Origin of the sequence: Pseudomonas sp. T8 (genome assembly GCF_024610635.1) — a bacterium.
Classification (GTDB): Bacteria; Pseudomonadota; Gammaproteobacteria; order Pseudomonadales; family Pseudomonadaceae; genus Aquipseudomonas; species Aquipseudomonas chlororaphis_I.
The window spans coordinates 2,238,524-2,255,191 of the sequence record NZ_CP102374.1 but is presented as its reverse complement, the minus strand read 5'-3'; the positions used below and the strand labels follow the sequence as shown (position 1 = coordinate 2,255,191).

The window sequence follows — 16,668 nt, the reverse complement described above, 5'->3', positions numbered from 1 at the left end:
CCCATGCAACCGGAAACCTTCACCGGGCAGGCGTCGCTGGTCGCGCCGAGCCGCAAGCGTTTTTTCATCATGCTGCTGTTGTTCATCACGGTGGTGATCAACTACCTGGACCGCAGCAACCTGTCGATCGCCGCGCCGGCGCTGACCAGCGACCTGGGTATCGACCCGATCCACGTCGGGCTGATTTTCTCGGCCTTCGGCTGGACCTACGCCGCCATGCAGATCCCCGGTGGCTGGCTGGTGGACCGGGTACCGCCGCGCATTCTCTACACCGCGGCGCTGCTGCTGTGGTCGCTGGCGACGGTGATGCTCGGTTTCGCCGCCAGCTTTATCGCCCTGTTCGTCCTGCGCATGGCGGTGGGCGCGCTGGAGGCGCCGGCCTATCCGATCAACAGCCGGGTGGTGACCACCTGGTTTCCCGAGCGCGAACGTGCCACGGCCATCGGCTTTTACACCTCCGGGCAGTTTGTCGGCCTGGCTTTTCTCACCCCGGTGCTGGCCTGGCTGCAGCATGCCTTTGGCTGGCAGATGGTGTTTGTCGTCACCGGCGCGGTGGGCATTCTGTGGGCGGCGATCTGGTACGCGGTGTATCGCGAACCACGGGATTTCAAGGGCGCCAACCCGGCGGAAATCGACCTGATCCGCCAGGGCGGCGGCCTGGTGGATATCCAGCGCGAGACGGCCAAGCGCAAGGCGCGTTTCAACTGGACGGACCTGGGGATCGTCCTGAGCAAGCGCAAGCTGTGGGGCATTTATCTGGGGCAGTTCTGCCTCAATTCGACCCTGTGGTTTTTCCTCACCTGGTTCCCCACTTACCTGGTGAAGTACCGCGGCATGGACTTCATCAAGTCCGGCCTGCTGGCGTCGCTGCCGTTCCTCGCGGCCTTTGTCGGCGTGCTGTGTTCCGGGTTCTTCTCCGACTGGCTGATCCGGCGTGGCGCCTCGGTGGGTTTTGCCCGCAAGCTGCCGATCATTGGCGGGCTGCTGATTTCCACCTCGATCATCGGCGCCAACTTCGTCGAGTCGACGCCGCTGGTGATCGCCTTCCTGGCGCTGGCGTTCTTCGGTAACGGCCTGGCCTCGATCACCTGGTCGCTGGTCTCGACCCTGGCGCCGGCACGGTTGCTAGGGTTGACCGGCGGGGTGTTCAACTTCATCGGCAACCTGTCGGCGATTGCCACGCCGATCGTCATCGGCTTCCTGGCCAGCGGCGACTCCTTCGCCCCGGCCATTACCTACATTGCCGTGCTGGCGCTGGCGGGGGCCTTGTCCTACGTGCTGCTGGTGGGCAAGGTCGAGCGTATCGAGTTGTAGTGGCGGGGGGCGGGCGACCATAATGCCGCCCGTTCTCACCCTCAAAAGGCTGGATATGCAGGACGACGCAGCAAAGACCGCCAAGGATGCCGCCCCCACCGGTACCCAGACATTGCTCCGTGGCCTGGCGGTGGTGCAGGCCGTGGCCAGCGGTGCCCGCGACCTCAAGGAAATCGCCCGGCTGATCGGCACCACCCGCAGCACCACCCATCGCCTGGCCAGTTGCCTGGTGGACGAGCGTTACCTGAGGGTGGTGCCGCAGGTCGGCTACCTGCTGGGGCCGAAGCTGATCGAGCTGGGTTTCCAGGCGCGCGAAGCCTTGCCGTTGGTGACCCTGGCCAGGCCATTCCTCGACGAGCTGTCGGCGTTGACCGGCGACACCATTCACCTGGCGATCCGCGAAGACGACGATGTGCTGTACCTGCACAAGAACCCTGGGCGCAACGGCCCGGAAATGCGCTCGCGGGTCGGCCATCGCATGCCGCTGGCGCGCACCGGGATCGGCAAGGCGCTGCTGCTCGATAGCACGCCGCAGGAGTGGCAGCGTTTATATGAAGTGAGCCTGCCGGCGGGCGGCAGGAATGCCCTCTGGCCGCAGCATGAAGAGCCGACCTGGGAGCAGTTCCAGCAGCGCATGCAGGAATATGTGACGGGCGGTTATGCCTTCGACCTGGAGGACAACGAACCGTCGATCCGTTGCGTGGCGGCGCCGATCCGCGATGCCAGCGGCAAGATCGTCGCCGGCATCAGTATCGCCAGCACCGTGCCGTACATGCCGCTGGAGAAGATGGCCGAGCTGATCCCGGTGATCAAGCAGGCCGCGGCTGGTATCTCCGCCGAGCTCGGCGGCTGACTCAGGCTTCTGTAGGAGCGGAGCTTGCCCGCGATGGGATTTTTCCAGGTCCATCGTCATCGCGGGCAAGCCTCGCTCCTACAGCACGCGGTTTATTGCTTGAGGGTCGCCATGTCGATGACGAAGCGGTATTTCACATCGCCGGCGATCATCCGCGCGTAAGCCTCGTTGATCTGGCGGATGTCGAGCATTTCGATGTCGCAGGTGATGTTGTGCTCGGCGCAGAAATCCAGCACTTCCTGGGTTTCGGCAATGCCGCCGATCAGCGAGCCGGCCAGCACGCGACGGCCCAGCACCAGCTTGGCCGCGTGCACGGGCGGGTCCACCGGTTCGATCAGGCCGACCAGGATGTGTACACCGTCAAAACGCAGGGTATCCAGGTAGGGGTTGAGGTCGTGTTGCACCGGGATGGTGTCCAGCAGGAAGTCGAAGCGGCCGGCCGCGGCTTTCATCTGCTCGGCATCAGTGGAGACAATCACATGATCGGCGCCCTGGCGACGACCTTCCTCGGCCTTGCTCGCCGAACGGGTGAACAGGGTCACTTCTGCGCCCAGGGCCTTGGCGAACTTGATGCCCATGTGGCCCAGGCCGCCCATGCCGAGAATGCCCACCTTGTCGCCGGCCTTCACCCCGTAATGCTTGAGCGGCGAGTAGGTGGTGATGCCCGCGCAGAGGATCGGCGCGGCGCTGGCCAGGTCGAGTTTCTCGGGGATACGCACGACAAAGTGCTCGCTGACCACGATGCTGTCGGAGTACCCGCCCATGGTGTTGCTGCCGTCGACCCGGTCCGGGGTCGCGTAGGTCATGGTCGGGCCTTCCAGGCAGTATTGCTCCAGGTTGGCGGCGCAGGCCTCGCAATGCCGGCAGGAGTCGACCATGCAGCCGACGCCGACCAGGTCGCCGACCTTGTGCCTGGTCACGTGGGCACCGACCGCGGTGACCTTGCCGACGATCTCGTGGCCCGGCATCAGCGGGTACACGGCGATGCCCCATTCATTGCGGGCCTGGTGGATATCGGAGTGGCAGACGCCGCAGTAGAGAATCTCGATGGCCACGTCGTCGGGGCGCGGGCTGCGTCGCTGAAAGCTCATGGGGGCGAGGGGCGTGGTGGCTGACTGGGCGGCGTAACCGATGGCTGTGTACATGATGAACCTCGCAAAAGCACTGACAGGTGAGGCGGGCCATTCTCGGCGCCGCTGCCGGGCGCGAACATGGCGATTCCTCGGCATGTCATGCCTATTCCTCCGCCATCGGCGATTGGCGCGCGGCATTGGCGTTCAGACCTGCGATGATGTTTTCATCCCTTTTCCCGTGAAGTTTTCCCCATGTTGTTGACCCGTCATCTCGATGCCAACGCCACCCTGGTATCCCTGATCCAGCCCCTTGCGACCCGCGATGGTTTCGTCCCCACCGAGCTGCCGGGGGTCATGGTGCTGCGGGCCAGTTGTGATGTGGCCCGCGGCCCGCAGATCTATGAGCCGAGCCTGATGATCATCGTCCAGGGCAGCAAACTGGCGTACCTGGGCCCGCGGACCCTGGAGTACGGCGCCGGGCATTACCTGATCCAGGCGTTGTCGGTGCCTTTCGAGTGCGAGACTTTCGCCATGCCCAATGCGCCGTTGCTCGGGGTGTCCATCGCCCTCGACCGGGCCTTGTTGGGCGAACTGGTGCTGGCGATGGGCGTTGCCGCAGGACGCAGTGCCCAGGCGCAAACCCCGGAGTCCATGACCTCGGTGGTGCTCGACGACACCATGCGCGGTTGCGTGGAGCGCCTGCTGCGCTGCCTGCACGATCCTCTGGAATGCAAGGTCATGGGCCAGGCGCGTTTGCGCGAGTTGATGTTCACCGTCTTGCGCGGGCCGCAGGCCGATGTGCTGCGCGCGCTGGTGGAGCAGCATGGGCAGTTCGCGCGGATTTCCGCCTCGCTGAATCACTTGCACGAGCATTACACCGAGCCGCTGAACGTCGAGACCCTGGCCCGTTGCGCGAACATGAGCGCCTCGACCTTCCATGAGCACTTCAAGCGCAGCACGCTGCTGTCGCCGGTGCAGTACCTCAAGCGCCTGCGCTTGCTCAAGGCGCAGCAGTTGCTGCTGGGGGAAGGGCTGGGCGTGGCCCAGGTGGCGCATCGGGTGGGGTACCAGAGCACCTCTCAGTTCAGTCGTGAATACAAGCGCTACTTCGAGCGCAATCCGGGGGATGAGCGAGCAGCGTGATGGCGTGGCGCGACACTCTTCTGTAGGAGCGAGGCTTGCCCGCGATGAATAGCGACGCGGTCTGACAGAGACATTGCCAAGGCCTTATCGCACGCAAGCTGTGCTCCTACAGAAGCGGGGCAGTGGTGCTGGCAAATAAAAAAGGCCCCCGTTCGGGAGCCTTTTTTCTTTGAGTGTACGCCTTACATGTTCGGGTAAGTCGGGCCGCCCGCGCCTTCCGGCGCGACCCAGGTGATGTTCTGCGCCGGGTCCTTGATGTCGCAGGTCTTGCAGTGCACGCAGTTCTGGGCATTGATCTGGAAGCGCTTCTCGCCGTCTTCCTTGGTGATCACTTCATACACCCCGGCCGGGCAGTAGCGTTGAGCAGGCTCATCGTACAGCGGCAGGTTCTTGCCGATCGGGATGCTCGGGTCGCTCAGCTTCAGGTGGCAAGGCTGTTCTTCTTCATGGTTGGTACCCGAGATGAACACCGAGCTGAGTTTGTCGAAGCTGAGCTTGCCGTCCGGTTTCGGGTAGTCGATCTTCTTGCAGTCCGCCGCCAGCTTCAGGCAGGCGTAGTCCGGCTTGGTGTCGTGCAGGGTGAACGGCAGCTTGCCGCCGAAGATGTTCTGGTCGACCCAGTTGAAACCGCCGCCGACGATGGCGCCGTACTTGTGGATCGCCGGGCCGAAGTTGCGGCTGGCGAACAGCTCTTCGTACAGCCAGCTGGACTTGAACGCTTCTACATAGGTGTTCAGTTCGTCGGCACCTTCGGAGCCGGCGAACAGCGCATCGGCCACGGCGTCAGCGGCGAGCATGCCGGACTTCATGGCGGTGTGGCTGCCCTTGATCTTGGCGAAGTTCAGGGTGCCCAGGTCGCAACCGATCAGCGCGCCGCCCTTGAACACCATCTTCGGCAGCGAGTTCAGGCCGCCTTTGCAGATGGCCCGCGCGCCGTAGCTGACGCGCTTGCCACCTTCCAGGTACTGCTTGAACACAGGGTGATGCTTGAGGCGCTGGAACTCGTCGAACGGCGACAGGTAGGTGTTGCTGTAGGACAGGTCGACGATCAGGCCGACCACCACCTGGTTGTTTTCCAGGTGATAAAGGAAGGAGCCGCCGGTGTTCTCGGTGCCCATGATGTCCAGCGGCCAGCCGGCGGTGTGGACCACCAGGCCTGGCTGATGCTTGGCCGGGTCGACTTCCCAGATTTCCTTGAGGCCGATGCCGTAGTGCTGGGCGTCGGCGTCGCTGTCCAGGTTGAAGCGCTTGATCAGCTGCTTGCCGATGTGGCCACGGCAGCCTTCGGCGAACAGGGTGTATTTGCCACGCAGCTCCATGCCGGGGGTGTACAGGCCTTCCTTCGGATTGCCTTCGCGATCGACACCCAGATCGCCGGTGATGATCCCGCGGACCACGCCGTTCTCGTCGAACAGCGCTTCCTGGGCGGCGAAGCCCGGGTAGATTTCCACGCCCAGGTTCTCGGCCTGCTGGGCCAGCCAGCGGCACAGGTTGCCCAGGGAGATGATGTAGTTGCCTTCGTTGTGCATGGTCTTGGGCACAAAGAAGTCGGGAACTTTGGTCGCGCTGTCGGCGTTTTTCAGGACATAGATGTCATCGCGCTGGACCGGGGTGTTCAGCGGGGCGCCGAGTTCCTTCCAGTCCGGGAACAACTCGTTCAGGGCGCGCGGTTCGAACACGGCGCCGGAAAGAATGTGAGCACCGACTTCGGAGCCTTTCTCGACCACGCAGACGCTGATTTCCTTACCGGCTTCGGCGGCCTTCTGCTTCAGTCGGCAGGCGGCGGACAAGCCAGCGGGGCCGGCACCGACGATGACCACGTCGAATTCCATGTATTCGCGTTCCACTAGGCTATCTCCTACTCAAGGCTCAACGGTTTTTTTCTAATTGGAGGTTGGGTGTCGCATCGATGGTTTTCTCCGCCAAACAGGGGAGGGGACAATGAACGACCCGCCTTTATCTCTAGGCGGCGCATTATATCTACACCACTCTTAGCGTCCAATACAAACGTTTGTTTGAATTTGCTGCAGCCCATGTAAATCAAAGAAGCGCGGCTTATGACAGACCATTTTGGCGTATTGACCAGAATAGGCGTTCCGGTCAAGATACGGTCGGTTTTGCGCTCGCCGTAGGCTGACTGTTGGTTTCAAGAGCACCTCTAAAGACAGGGCGGAGGCAGTACAAGGTGACGCAACGCGCAGTTTACACGCCGCGCTAAAGAATGACCGGCCAGTCGCTACTGACGAACGGTCATCATCCCGTGAGCAGGGTCATCTGTCTGCTGTCCCAAGGGGCAATGCCAGCGTTTTTAGAGGTGCCCTTGTGCCCGATGAGCATCAACCGCCAGGTTCGCCTAGGCGACTTTCTTTTCACCGGAGAGTAACGAGGAATCCATGAAGGTTCTTGTAGCTGTCAAACGCGTTGTCGATTACAACGTCAAGGTTCGCGTCAAGGCGGACAATTCCGGCGTCGACCTCGCCAACGTCAAGATGTCGATGAACCCTTTCTGCGAAATCGCAGTGGAAGAAGCCGTACGCCTGAAAGAAAAAGGCGTAGCGACTGAAATCGTCGTCGTCTCCATCGGTCCCGCTACTGCTCAAGAGCAACTGCGTACCGCCCTGGCGTTGGGTGCCGATCGTGCCATCCTCGTCGAATCCGCTGATGAACTGAACTCGCTGGCCGTGGCCAAGCTGCTCAAGGCCGTGGTCGACAAGGAACAGCCTCAACTGGTGATCCTTGGCAAGCAAGCCATCGACAGCGACAACAACCAGACCGGCCAGATGCTGGCTGCCCTGAGCGGTTACGCTCAAGGCACCTTCGCCTCCAAGGTCGAAGTGTCGGGCGACAAGGTTGCCGTGACCCGTGAAATCGACGGCGGTCTGCAAACCGTTTCGCTGAACCTGCCAGCGATCGTCACCACCGACCTGCGTTTGAACGAGCCGCGCTACGCGTCCCTGCCAAACATCATGAAAGCCAAGAAGAAGCCGCTTGAAGTGCTGACTCCTGATGCTTTGGGCGTTTCCACCGCCTCTACCAACAAGACCCTGAAAGTCGAAGCGCCGGCTGCACGCAGCGCGGGTATCAAGGTCAAGTCGGTCGCTGAACTGGTCGAGAAACTGAAAAACGAAGCGAAGGTAATCTGATCATGACTATCTTGGTAATCGCTGAACACGACAACAAGGTGCTGGCCCCGGCCACCCTGAACACCGTTGCCGCCGCTGCCAAAATTGGCGGCGACATCCACGTTCTGGTTGCCGGCCAGGGCGCTGGCGCCGTGGCTGAAGCCGCTGCGAAAATCGCTGGCGTGAGCAAAGTCCTGTCCGCTGACAACGCCGCCTACGCGCACCAGCTGCCGGAAAACGTTGCCCCTCTGGTAGCAGAGCTGGGCAAGGGCTACAGCCACATCCTGGCCGCCGCCACTTCCAACGGCAAAAACATCCTGCCGCGGGTTGCCGCGCAACTGGACGTCGACCAGATCTCCGAGATCATCTCGGTAGAAAGCGCCGACACCTTCAAGCGTCCGATCTATGCCGGTAACGCCATCGCCACCGTGCAATCGAACGCTGCCGTGAAGGTCATCACCGTGCGTGCCACCGGTTTCGACCCGGTTGCCGCCGAAGGTGGTTCGGCCGCTGTCGAAGCGGTTGCTGCCGCTCACGATGCAGGCAAATCGAGCTTCGTCGGCGAAGAGCTGGCCAAGTCCGACCGTCCTGAACTGACCGCTGCCAAGATCGTCATTTCCGGCGGCCGCGGCATGCAGAACGGCGACAACTTCAAGCACCTGTACGCCCTGGCCGACAAGCTGGGCGCCGCCGTGGGTGCTTCGCGCGCCGCGGTCGACGCAGGTTTCGTACCCAACGACATGCAGGTCGGCCAGACCGGCAAGATCGTTGCGCCACAGCTGTACATCGCCGTCGGTATCTCCGGTGCGATCCAGCACCTGGCCGGCATGAAAGACTCCAAGGTGATCGTTGCGATCAACAAGGACGAAGAAGCGCCGATCTTCCAGGTGGCCGACTACGGCCTGGTAGCGGACTTGTTCGAAGCCGTACCTGAGCTGGAGAAGCTGGTCTAATCCAGCGGCTTCACTTATAAAGAGCCCGGTCTTTTGGCCGGGCTTTTTTATTGTCTGGGATGTGAGTGGGAGAATTTCGCCATGGATCTGCGCCGCCTGGGTGGTCTGTCAGTGCTGCTGGGCCTGACATTGATGCCGTTGTCGTTGATGGCCGCCGGCAAATGCGAGCGCCTGGTGGTGACCGGCAGTCCGGATGCCCCGCCTTATCTGTGGCGCGACCCGCAGGACCCCAGCCACCTGATTGGCGCCAGCGCCGAACTGCTGCAGCACGTTGCGCAGGAGCTGGGAATCAAGGTCGAACTGTTGTATGCCGGCAAACGCTCCGCCGCCCTGGATGAAGTGCGCAGCGGACGCATGGACATGCTGGCCGACGCCCCGCTGACGGTGAATGAGCTGGAAGCGCTGGACTACATTCATCCGCCGTTGCTGGAGAACGACTTCCTGGTCTGGACCCGCAAGGGCTCTACGCTGAGCTACAGCCAGCCGTCGGACCTGCATGGGCATACCGGCGCAGTGTCGGAAAGGGCGCGCCTGACGCCGCCCTTCGAGGCCTTCGCCAAGGATCAATTGAGCCTGACCCGTATGCCGAACCTGACCCAGGCGTTCCAGAAACTGCTGCTGGGGGAGGTGGAGTACGTACTGGCCGGACGCTACGCCGGCATGGCCCTGGCCCAGTCGCTGGGCATGGCCAACGATCTGCTGGCTTTTGAGCAGCCCGCCGACAAACCCGGCCTGTTCCTGGCTGTCTCACACAACTCAGCCTGCAATGACCCATGGTTGCGCGGACAGTTGGCGAAAAAGATGACAGAATTGCCCGCGTCCGGTCTGACGGAAGCCGTGCTGCAGCGCAATCTCGAGCGTTGGAAGGCACAGTTGCAGCAACCTGTCAGTACCCCCAAACAGTAGGGATTTCTAGTGAGTATTCGACCTCTTTTCGCTGCCCTGGCCGTCCTGGCTCTGGCGGGTTGCGCAGCCGATCCGGCGCCGAATGAACAAATGCGCCTGACCGAACAAACCCTGGCCCAGGCCAAGGCCGTGGGGGCCACGGCAGAGGATGTGCCGGAAATGAAACTGGCCGAGGACAAGTTCGCCCGCGCCCAACGCAACATGCAGGAAGAGTCGTTCAAGCACGCGCGCATGCGTGCCGAGCAGGCGGAACTGGATGCGCGCCTGGCCGAGGCGCGCGTCCTGACCCTGAAAAGCCAGGAACAGCTGAACCTGGTCCAGACCCGCATCACTCGCCTGCGCAAGCAGTTGGGAGATGCCCAATGATTCGTCTGACTCGAGTATTGGGTGGCGTGCTGCTGATCGCCTGCACCGGCCTCTACGGCTGCGCCGGGCAACGCAGCGAAGCAGCGCTGGAACAGGCCAGCGAAGACTTCCAGAAGGTCAAGGAAGACTCCAACGTGCTGCGCATCGCGCCCAAGGATGTGATCCGTGCCGGTGAGTCCCTGGCCCGGGCCGATCGCCTGTCCAGCTACTGGGGCAGCGGTTCGGATGTGGTGCACTACGCCTACCTCAGCCAGCGCTACAGCGAAATCGCCCGCGAGCACACCAACCAGGCGCTGAACCAGGAGCAGGCGGCCAAGCTCGAACTCGAACGCCAGCGCCTGCAACTGGCGCTGCGCGAGGCCAAGCTGCTGAGCGTGCAGCAACAGGGCAAGTGGCTGGAAGAGCAGATCATCAACCTGGCCACCACCCAGACCGATCGCGGGCTGGTGATGACCCTGGGTGATGTGCTGTTCGACACCGGCGAGGCGGAGCTGAAAAGCTCGGCCAACCGCACTGTGCTCAAGGTCGTGCAGTTTCTCCAGCTGAACCCCAAGCGCGTGGTGCGGATTGAGGGTTACACGGACAACACCGGCGACAAGCAGAGCAATCTGAAACTGTCCCGCGACCGGGCGCAGGCCGTGGCCGATATCCTGGTGGACCTGGGGGTCGAGGAGAAACGGGTCCAGGTCGAAGGTTATGGTGATGAGTACCCGGTCGAGGCCAATGCCTCCGAACGTGGGCGAGCGCAGAACCGTCGGGTGGAAATCGTCTTCTCCGACGAGAAAGGCCAGCTGGGCGCCGCGCGCTAAGACGCGGATGGTCAAAACAACCCGGTTTCCCTGTGGAGCCGGGTTTTTTTGTGCCTGACGATTGGCACACAAAACAGTACAGTTTTTGCTGACACTGCCCTGTACGGTCGACTATTGTGGCAACTGTCCCAGTACACTTATGAACTGTTCCGGTATCGTCATCCACAAGAATAAAATGCCGGTGAAATCGAGTGCAGCGTCATGACCAATCTCTTGCTTTATCAACGTATCGCTCAGCAGCTGGCTGAAGATATCCGTCGTGGTGTGTACCAGCCCGGGGAGCGCGTACCCTCGGTACGCAAGATGAGTTCCCAGCTCAACGTCAGCCATGCCACGGTGCTCCAGGCCTACGCCAATCTCGAGGACCAGGGGCTGATCCGCGCCCGTCCGCAGTCGGGTTATTACGTGCACCAGACCCCGGCGCTGACCGCGCCGACCCCGGACATCGCCCGGGTCGAACGGCCGGGCCTGGTGACGCGCAGCAGCATCATTCATCAGGTGTTGGTGGAGTCGCGCCGTGAAGGCGTGTTTCCGCTGGGCGCTGCGGTGCCCAGCGTCGATTACCTGCCGGTGCGGGCGCTGCACCAGCAACTGGCCAAGGTCACCCGTTTCCACAGCCCGCGCGCCTTCAGCTACATGTTCAGCCCCGGTTTCGAGCCGTTGCGCCGACAGGTGGCGATTCGCATGCGCGACGCCGGCGTGGTGGTCGATCCGTCCGAAGTGGTGATCACCCACGGCTGCGTGGATGCCCTGCAGATGTCGTTGCGCGTGCTGACCCGCCCGGGCGACCTGATCGCCGCGGAGTCGCCGACTTACTACGGCCTGCTGCAACTGGCCGACCTGCTCGGGCTCAAGGTCATCGAGATTCCCAGCGACCCTTCCACCGGCATGAGCCTGGAGGCGCTGCAACTGGCGGCCAACCAATGGTCGATCAAGGCCCTGGTGCTGACCACGCGCCTGAGCAATCCACTGGGCGGCACCATGCCGGAAGAGCGACAGAAGCAATTGCTGCGCCTGGCCTCGGATTTCGATATCCAGGTGGTCGAGGACGATATCTACGGCGAACTGATGTTCGAGGTCGGTCGTACCAAGGCGCTGAAAGCCTATGACCGGCTGGATCGGGTGATCTATTGCTCGAGCTTTTCCAAGACCCTGTCACCCGGCGTGCGCATCGGCTGGATGATTGCCGGCAAGTACCAGCAGGAAATCCAGCGCTTGCAGACCTTCAGCACTCATTCGGCCTGCAGCGTCACCCAGATGGGGGTCGCGGCCTACCTGGAGAACGGCGGTTACGACCGGCATCTACGTTTTATCCGTCAGGAGTACCGCAAGAACCTCAGCGCGTTTCAGCTGGCGGTGCAGCAGTACTTTCCAGAGGGTACGCAGATTACCCGTCCGAACGGCGGTTTCATTCTCTGGGTCAGCCTGCCGGGGCGGGTCAATACCCAGGAATTGCATGTCCGGGCATTGCAGCAGGGCATCAGTATCGCGCCGGGGCTGATCTTCAGTAATACCGAGCAGTTCAACCACTGCATTCGCCTCAACTGCGGCACCCCGTGGAATCGCGAGGCCGAGCGGGCGCTGATGACCCTGGGCATGTTGGCCAGCCAGCTGTGCCAGGAGGCTGCGGGCGGTTTTTGAAGGATCGGTTACCGCGCTTGTTTTCGCGCGGTCAACAGGCGAGCATATGGCTCTTCGCCGCCAATCCTGTTGTCTCTCTATGAAAGCGATTTTTCCTGTTGCCTGGGTCTTGGTCAGTGTCTTGAGTGCTTTTGGCACGGCCAGCGTCCTGGCGGCTCCAGCCCAGGAAAAGGTCGCGACAAGCGCCACCGCGAATAAGTCGCAGAAAACCGCAGCAGCCAAGAAAACCGCACCGGTAAAGAAGGCGACCGCGACCAGCAAGGCCAACCCCAAGGCCAAGGCCCAGAAAAGGCGTGCGCCGATTGCCTCCAAGTCCAAGCCTGCCAGCGAAATCGTGAAGACGCGTTTGCCATCAGCCAATGTGGATCTGAGCCTGCCGCCGGAGATGGTCAAGCAATTGCAGCCGATCGGTTCGGTCAACCAACCCAAACGCACTCCGTTGTTGCCGCCGATGTTCGGCGAGAAACCCAAGGACGACAGTCCGTTCCAGCTCAACGGCCGCCTGCTGAGCAACGAAATGCAGTTGCAGCTGCGCAATGACGAGCGGCGTGATGTGGAAGGCGCGGCGCTGGATTTCGAGTTCAAGCAGTAAACCCTCATCCTGACTGTGACCCGCGGCCCTGACGCTTTGTCGGAGACTGGTCAGTCACGCGAGCCCGAGAGCAAAAACCAGCGGATGGCCAATTTCAAACGGCTGTTTTAGCGGTTACTCTAGTCCGCGTCATTTCAATACTTTGCCCGTCGCGAGGAGCTTGTCGTCATGAACTGCCGTGAAGGCTGTGGCGCCTGTTGCATTGCCCCTTCCATCAGTACCCCGATTCCTGGAATGCCCAATGGCAAACCGGCCGGAGAACGTTGCATCCATCTTTCTGTCGAACTGCTGTGCGGTTTGTTCGGCCAAGCCGAACGGCCCGCCGTCTGTGGTGCGTTCCAGGCCGATGTCGAAGTCTGCGGCGGCAGCCGGGAAGAGGCTATCCGCTTGTTGGGCTGGTGGGAGCAAGTGACGGCGGCGTGAAGTGTTTTCAATGAACGGAACTTCAACAATAAGGAATAAGACAATGGGTTCGCTGCATCGAATTGCTGTGCTCTGTGGGTTGACCGTTCTGCTCTCGGCCACCGCCCACGCCGAAGATTGGCAAACGGCCAAGGATGAAGACGGCATCAAGGTCTCCTTGAGTGAAGTGGCCGGTTCCAAATACAAGGCCTACCGGGGCGTCACCACCATGAAAACCAGCGTGGCCAAGCTGCGCGCGCTGCAGGACGACGTGACAGGCGCCTGTGCCTGGATTCACGAATGCAAGTCGCAGAAACTGCTCAAGCACGAAGGTGAGCAGAGCTGGACCTACACCCAGTTCAATACCCCGTGGCCGGTTACCCCGCGTGATTCGGTGCTGCACGTCACCACCAGCGAAGCAGCCGACGGCAGCCTGACCCGCAAGCTCGAAGGCGTACCGACCTATGTTCCCGACGAGAAAGGTTTCGTGCGTGTCGCCCAGGTCGAAGGTTTCTGGAAATTCGTGCCCAAGGGCGCGGACCAGGTCGAAGTGACCTACCAGGTGCACACCGAGCCGGGCGGTAGCGTGCCGTCCTGGCTGGCCAACAAGTTTGTCGTGGATGCGCCGTTCAACACCCTCAAGGCACTCAAGGCGCGCGCCGAGAAGCCGTAAGCGTCGATCGTTGCAAAAAAAAAGGCTGCCCCAGGGCGGCCTTTTTTAATGGCGCCGCCGGGCCCCTGGTTTGAACGATTACTGGCTCTTCAGGGTCGACATCTTGTGAGTCCATCCATGGGCTTCATCAAGGAGGCACTGATGCAAAAGTGGCAAGTCACTTTCGTTGACGATCATGGTGTCCAGTCAGTGGAGCAATTCGACTGTGAGCAGCAGCCCAGTATGGAGGAGGCGGCACAATTGATTCGCGCAAAGCTCCTACCGGTTCCGGCCGAGCTTGACCTCAACGATCTGGAGGGGCGTACCGATGACCCTACGCTCAAGAGCCTGAAAGATCAGAACAGCATTCAAATCCTCAGCATTGCTCCAATTTAATCTTTAATGCGCAAAGCCCTACCGAGCTTGAACCCAGACCTTGGCAGCGCCTGCGTCTTGGCGCTACTCTGCATTCGAGATCAGCGAATGAATCGCTAAGGTCTGGTCTTGTCAGCTACATGCTTGTTTCCTGGCGGCGATCTTCTCGCCGCAAGCCTGCACCGTGCGGTGACAGGCAAGGGAGTACGGAAAGTCTATCCATCGGTTTGAGGAGGACGTTTCATGAGCACAGCCTATCAAGAAGACATCAGCAGCAGCGTGCTGCGCCGCATGAAAGAAGGCGGTTTCGACTTTTCACGATTCCATCCCATCGAGTTCTACGCCATTTTCCCGGACGAGGAGCGGGCACGCAGGGCGGCAGGGCAGTTCCGCGGTGAATCCTTGAATGCCCAGGTCAGCGTGCGCGATGACGGCGCCTGGTACCTGGAGCTGAGCAAGGTGATGTACGCCACCTACGGCGGCATCGGCGATTTCGAGCAGGACTTTGAAGCGGTGGTCGCGCCCCTGGGCGGGATCATCGAGGGTTGGGGCGTGAAGCAGGAGGTTCGAGGGCGACTCGTTTAGTGCATATGAATAGCGTCAAGACTCAGCATCGGCTGACCTTCGGGTCGGCCGATTTCGTTTCTGCCTCCGGGATCTGTAGGAGCGCAGCTTGCCCGCGATAAGGGGACGCGGTCTTTCGGCAAAACCGCATCGGCCTTATCGCGGGCAAGCCTCGCTCCTACAAAACGCGCGGGCAAAAAAAGGCCACCCGCTGAGGGTGGCCAAAAGGGAAGACCGGTAGGAGAGGAAACCGGTCGGGACATTCCAGGGCCGGCTGCCATGGGCGCCATGAAGGTGGGGCGTCGACTGCGCGCCTTGGCGGCGCTGAAGTCATCTGCGTTGTTGCAGCGAATTCTGCGCAGTTTTGCCCAGGCGGTGAAATCAAGTCTGGCTATGTCGTCGATAGCCATTGCATTACGTTGCAATAGAGCGGCCGCCGAGGAGTTCACTCGACTGTAGGAGCGAGGCTTGCCCGCGATGACGTCCCGAAGGACACCTCCCCGAGCCAGCTTTATTGCGCCGCCTGTTTACGCCCCGCCATATGCTTCAGATACCCCACCAGCAACTCCAGCTCGGCATCCGGCAATACGCTGCTTGCGAAGGCCGGCATCTTCGCCTGCGGCCAGCGGCGCAGGCTCTGCGGGTCACGGATGTAACGCTTGAGGAAGTCCGCGCCGAAATACTCGGTGGGGCTGTAGGGGATATTCAGGTCCGGGCCGAACTGCGAGTCGCCGGCGCCGTTGAGGCGATGGCAGGCCAGGCAGTTCTTCTGGAACAGGGCGAAGCCCTGGTTCACCGGGTCGCCGGCCGCCAGCTTGGGGTCCGGGCGCAGGGCCGGGAAACGTTCCGCCACCGGCGCCAGGCGCTTGATGCTCGCCACTTCGAACGGCCATTGCTCGGGGCTGATATGACCAGCCTGCGGGTTGGTCCACACCAGGTAGAAAGGCCCGGCGCTGTGCTTGCCTTCAGCCAGGGGCGGCCAGGGCTTGGCCGGGTCTTCGATGGCCAGCCAAGCCTGGGCGCCGTCCTGGGTGAGCAGGGGCGCGGCGGGCAGTTCGGCGGCGAAACCGTCCAGGGCGACGGCCTGCAGATGGTCATCGGCCTTGATGCCGGTGAGCAGGGCCGAGATCGGCACCGCGCGGTAACTCATGTCGCGTTTGTACGACACGTCATCCTTGACGGTGACGGTCCGGGCCAAAGGGTGCTTGAGCAGTTCATCGGTCTGCCAGGTGCGGCTGCCGGCCCCCAGTTCCAGGGTCAGCTGCGCGGCATGCACGGGCGTGGTGAGCAGCAGGGCGCTGCACAGGAGGATAAGAGATTTCAATTGATCGCTGTTCCGTCGCTGGGGTGGAGAGCTCCGCGTAGGGCCTGTCTCCAGTTTTCTGATAAGCGCGACAACGCCCTGATTCAGCGTAGCCGCAGCGTCAGAAAGAGTGGCACACAAGTGCCGGCCCCGGTAGCGAACCGGAGTACAAAGATTCGATTGCGTGACGGTATGGCCACGCCTCTAGCCGATCACTTTGGTGAGGTTCGGCAAGATCAGAAGCAAGGTGGTTGCGAACAGAATGAGCCCCGCTTGACGGACTTTCGAATGCTTGAACATGGCTGAATGCCTTTTGTTGTTATTCCTGAACATCAACTGCATGCCTGCCGCTTCACTATGGTCAGGCGATGTGTCCCTTTTCTTGCGCGTGCACCGGCAAGACCCGGCTGCAACGATTCACTGCCTACAGTCCTACCTTAGGGTCCTTGTAACCCTTGGCTTAGATCCATTTCATATCAGCTAATAGGCGGATGCTTTAAAAAACGCATGAGGCCTATTGCCATCTTCTTGCCCGCCCTTTGTCTAGACAGTTCCGTTATGCGGCGGGCGGAATCCATTAGCTCACTACCGTTCGTCTGA

17 protein-coding genes are annotated in these 16,668 nt (G+C 61.6%); 14 read left to right on the top strand and 3 right to left on the bottom strand.

Features of this window, described 5'->3' with window-relative positions:
• The first annotated feature begins 3 nt into the window (after window positions 1-3).
• Together NRG23_RS10015 and NRG23_RS10010 are read left to right on the top strand one after the other, a co-directional pair.
• Complete coding sequence (locus NRG23_RS10015) at window positions 4-1,314, top strand: MFS transporter (RefSeq protein WP_009047858.1); 1,311 nt, start codon at window positions 4-6, stop codon at window positions 1,312-1,314.
• Window positions 1,315-1,369: 55 nt separating this feature from the next.
• Complete coding sequence (locus NRG23_RS10010; protein ID WP_041990013.1) at window positions 1,370-2,167, top strand: IclR family transcriptional regulator; 798 nt, start codon at window positions 1,370-1,372, stop codon at window positions 2,165-2,167.
• Window positions 2,168-2,259: 92 nt separating this feature from the next.
• Here NRG23_RS10010 and NRG23_RS10005 read toward each other — a convergent pair whose 3' ends face one another.
• Window positions 2,260-3,312: an NAD(P)-dependent alcohol dehydrogenase gene (locus NRG23_RS10005; RefSeq protein WP_016702135.1), complete on the bottom strand. Its 1,053-nt coding sequence runs from the start codon at window positions 3,310-3,312 to the stop codon at window positions 2,260-2,262.
• A 180-nt stretch (window positions 3,313-3,492) separates the two neighbouring features.
• Between NRG23_RS10005 and NRG23_RS10000 the strand changes: the two genes are divergently transcribed.
• Window positions 3,493-4,383, top strand: a complete 891-nt coding sequence (locus NRG23_RS10000; RefSeq protein WP_016702136.1) for an AraC family transcriptional regulator — start codon at window positions 3,493-3,495, stop codon at window positions 4,381-4,383.
• 182 nt (window positions 4,384-4,565) lie between these two features.
• Here the strand turns inward: NRG23_RS10000 and NRG23_RS09995 are convergent, their stop codons facing one another.
• Window positions 4,566-6,230, bottom strand: coding sequence for an electron transfer flavoprotein-ubiquinone oxidoreductase (locus NRG23_RS09995; protein WP_110176050.1), 1,665 nt, complete (start codon window positions 6,228-6,230; stop codon window positions 4,566-4,568).
• Window positions 6,231-6,776: 546 nt separating this feature from the next.
• Between NRG23_RS09995 and NRG23_RS09990 the strand changes: the two genes are divergently transcribed.
• The 11 genes from NRG23_RS09990 to NRG23_RS09940 all read left to right on the top strand — a co-directional run bounded on the left by NRG23_RS09990 (window position 6,777) and on the right by NRG23_RS09940 (window position 14,786).
• Window positions 6,777-7,526 carry an electron transfer flavoprotein subunit beta/FixA family protein gene (locus NRG23_RS09990; protein WP_007928126.1) on the top strand — a complete coding sequence of 250 codons (750 nt, stop codon included), beginning with the start codon at window positions 6,777-6,779 and terminating at the stop codon, window positions 7,524-7,526.
• 2 nt (window positions 7,527-7,528) lie between these two features.
• Entirely contained in the window at window positions 7,529-8,458 is a 930-nt protein-coding gene (locus NRG23_RS09985) for an electron transfer flavoprotein subunit alpha/FixB family protein (protein ID WP_009042879.1), read from the top strand.
• Between the two features lie 81 nt (window positions 8,459-8,539).
• Window positions 8,540-9,364: an ABC transporter substrate-binding protein gene (locus tag NRG23_RS09980; protein WP_016702139.1), complete on the top strand. Its 825-nt coding sequence runs from the start codon at window positions 8,540-8,542 to the stop codon at window positions 9,362-9,364.
• A gap of 9 nt (window positions 9,365-9,373) precedes the next feature.
• Entirely contained in the window at window positions 9,374-9,730 is a 357-nt protein-coding gene (locus NRG23_RS09975; RefSeq protein WP_009042881.1) for a DUF4398 domain-containing protein, read from the top strand.
• Window positions 9,727-10,539: an OmpA family protein gene (locus tag NRG23_RS09970; RefSeq protein ID WP_009047865.1), complete on the top strand. Its 813-nt coding sequence runs from the start codon at window positions 9,727-9,729 to the stop codon at window positions 10,537-10,539. The genes NRG23_RS09975 and NRG23_RS09970 overlap by 4 nt, the downstream gene beginning before the upstream one ends.
• A gap of 201 nt (window positions 10,540-10,740) precedes the next feature.
• A complete protein-coding gene (locus tag NRG23_RS09965) occupies window positions 10,741-12,180 on the top strand; it encodes a PLP-dependent aminotransferase family protein (protein ID WP_009047866.1) in 1,440 nt (479 codons plus the stop codon).
• Between the two features lie 79 nt (window positions 12,181-12,259).
• Window positions 12,260-12,772 (top strand): translation initiation factor 2, encoded by a 513-nt coding sequence (locus tag NRG23_RS09960; protein WP_257374583.1) that lies wholly within the window; start codon window positions 12,260-12,262, stop codon window positions 12,770-12,772.
• Between the two features lie 168 nt (window positions 12,773-12,940).
• Window positions 12,941-13,195 carry a YkgJ family cysteine cluster protein gene (locus NRG23_RS09955; RefSeq protein WP_257374582.1) on the top strand — a complete coding sequence of 85 codons (255 nt, stop codon included), beginning with the start codon at window positions 12,941-12,943 and terminating at the stop codon, window positions 13,193-13,195.
• Between the two features lie 43 nt (window positions 13,196-13,238).
• Window positions 13,239-13,847: an START domain-containing protein gene (locus tag NRG23_RS09950; RefSeq protein ID WP_009047868.1), complete on the top strand. Its 609-nt coding sequence runs from the start codon at window positions 13,239-13,241 to the stop codon at window positions 13,845-13,847.
• A 117-nt stretch (window positions 13,848-13,964) separates the two neighbouring features.
• Window positions 13,965-14,222, top strand: coding sequence for a hypothetical protein (locus NRG23_RS09945; protein WP_028681983.1), 258 nt, complete (start codon window positions 13,965-13,967; stop codon window positions 14,220-14,222).
• 222 nt (window positions 14,223-14,444) lie between these two features.
• Entirely contained in the window at window positions 14,445-14,786 is a 342-nt protein-coding gene (locus NRG23_RS09940; RefSeq protein ID WP_009042886.1) for a ribonuclease E inhibitor RraB, read from the top strand.
• 490 nt (window positions 14,787-15,276) lie between these two features.
• On the opposite strand, the gene NRG23_RS09935 is transcribed toward NRG23_RS09940, so the two are convergent.
• The gene (locus NRG23_RS09935) at window positions 15,277-16,089 is read right to left on the bottom strand and encodes a cytochrome c (RefSeq protein ID WP_257374581.1); all 813 of its coding nucleotides are present in this window, start codon (window positions 16,087-16,089) and stop codon (window positions 15,277-15,279) included.
• Between the last annotated feature and the right edge of the window lie 579 nt (window positions 16,090-16,668).

Excerpts from the sequence above, each read along its gene's own strand:
- NRG23_RS09945 (WP_028681983.1), top strand. The coding sequence starts at position 13,965 with ATGGGCTTCATCAAGGAGGCACTGATGCAAAAGTGGCAAGTCACTTTC.
- NRG23_RS10000 (WP_016702136.1), top strand. The coding sequence starts at position 3,493 with ATGTTGTTGACCCGTCATCTCGATGCCAACGCCACCCTGGTATCCCTG.
- NRG23_RS09940 (WP_009042886.1), top strand. The coding sequence starts at position 14,445 with ATGAGCACAGCCTATCAAGAAGACATCAGCAGCAGCGTGCTGCGCCGC.
- NRG23_RS10010 (WP_041990013.1), top strand. The coding sequence starts at position 1,370 with ATGCAGGACGACGCAGCAAAGACCGCCAAGGATGCCGCCCCCACCGGT.
- NRG23_RS09955 (WP_257374582.1), top strand. The coding sequence starts at position 12,941 with ATGAACTGCCGTGAAGGCTGTGGCGCCTGTTGCATTGCCCCTTCCATC.
- NRG23_RS09985 (WP_009042879.1), top strand. The coding sequence starts at position 7,529 with ATGACTATCTTGGTAATCGCTGAACACGACAACAAGGTGCTGGCCCCG.
- NRG23_RS09965 (WP_009047866.1), top strand. The coding sequence starts at position 10,741 with ATGACCAATCTCTTGCTTTATCAACGTATCGCTCAGCAGCTGGCTGAA.
- NRG23_RS10015 (WP_009047858.1), top strand. The coding sequence starts at position 4 with ATGCAACCGGAAACCTTCACCGGGCAGGCGTCGCTGGTCGCGCCGAGC.
- NRG23_RS09970 (WP_009047865.1), top strand. The coding sequence starts at position 9,727 with ATGATTCGTCTGACTCGAGTATTGGGTGGCGTGCTGCTGATCGCCTGC.
- NRG23_RS09990 (WP_007928126.1), top strand. The coding sequence starts at position 6,777 with ATGAAGGTTCTTGTAGCTGTCAAACGCGTTGTCGATTACAACGTCAAG.
- NRG23_RS09980 (WP_016702139.1), top strand. The coding sequence starts at position 8,540 with ATGGATCTGCGCCGCCTGGGTGGTCTGTCAGTGCTGCTGGGCCTGACA.
- NRG23_RS09950 (WP_009047868.1), top strand. The coding sequence starts at position 13,239 with ATGGGTTCGCTGCATCGAATTGCTGTGCTCTGTGGGTTGACCGTTCTG.
- NRG23_RS09960 (WP_257374583.1), top strand. The coding sequence starts at position 12,260 with ATGAAAGCGATTTTTCCTGTTGCCTGGGTCTTGGTCAGTGTCTTGAGT.
- NRG23_RS10005 (WP_016702135.1), bottom strand. The coding sequence starts at position 3,312 with ATGTACACAGCCATCGGTTACGCCGCCCAGTCAGCCACCACGCCCCTC.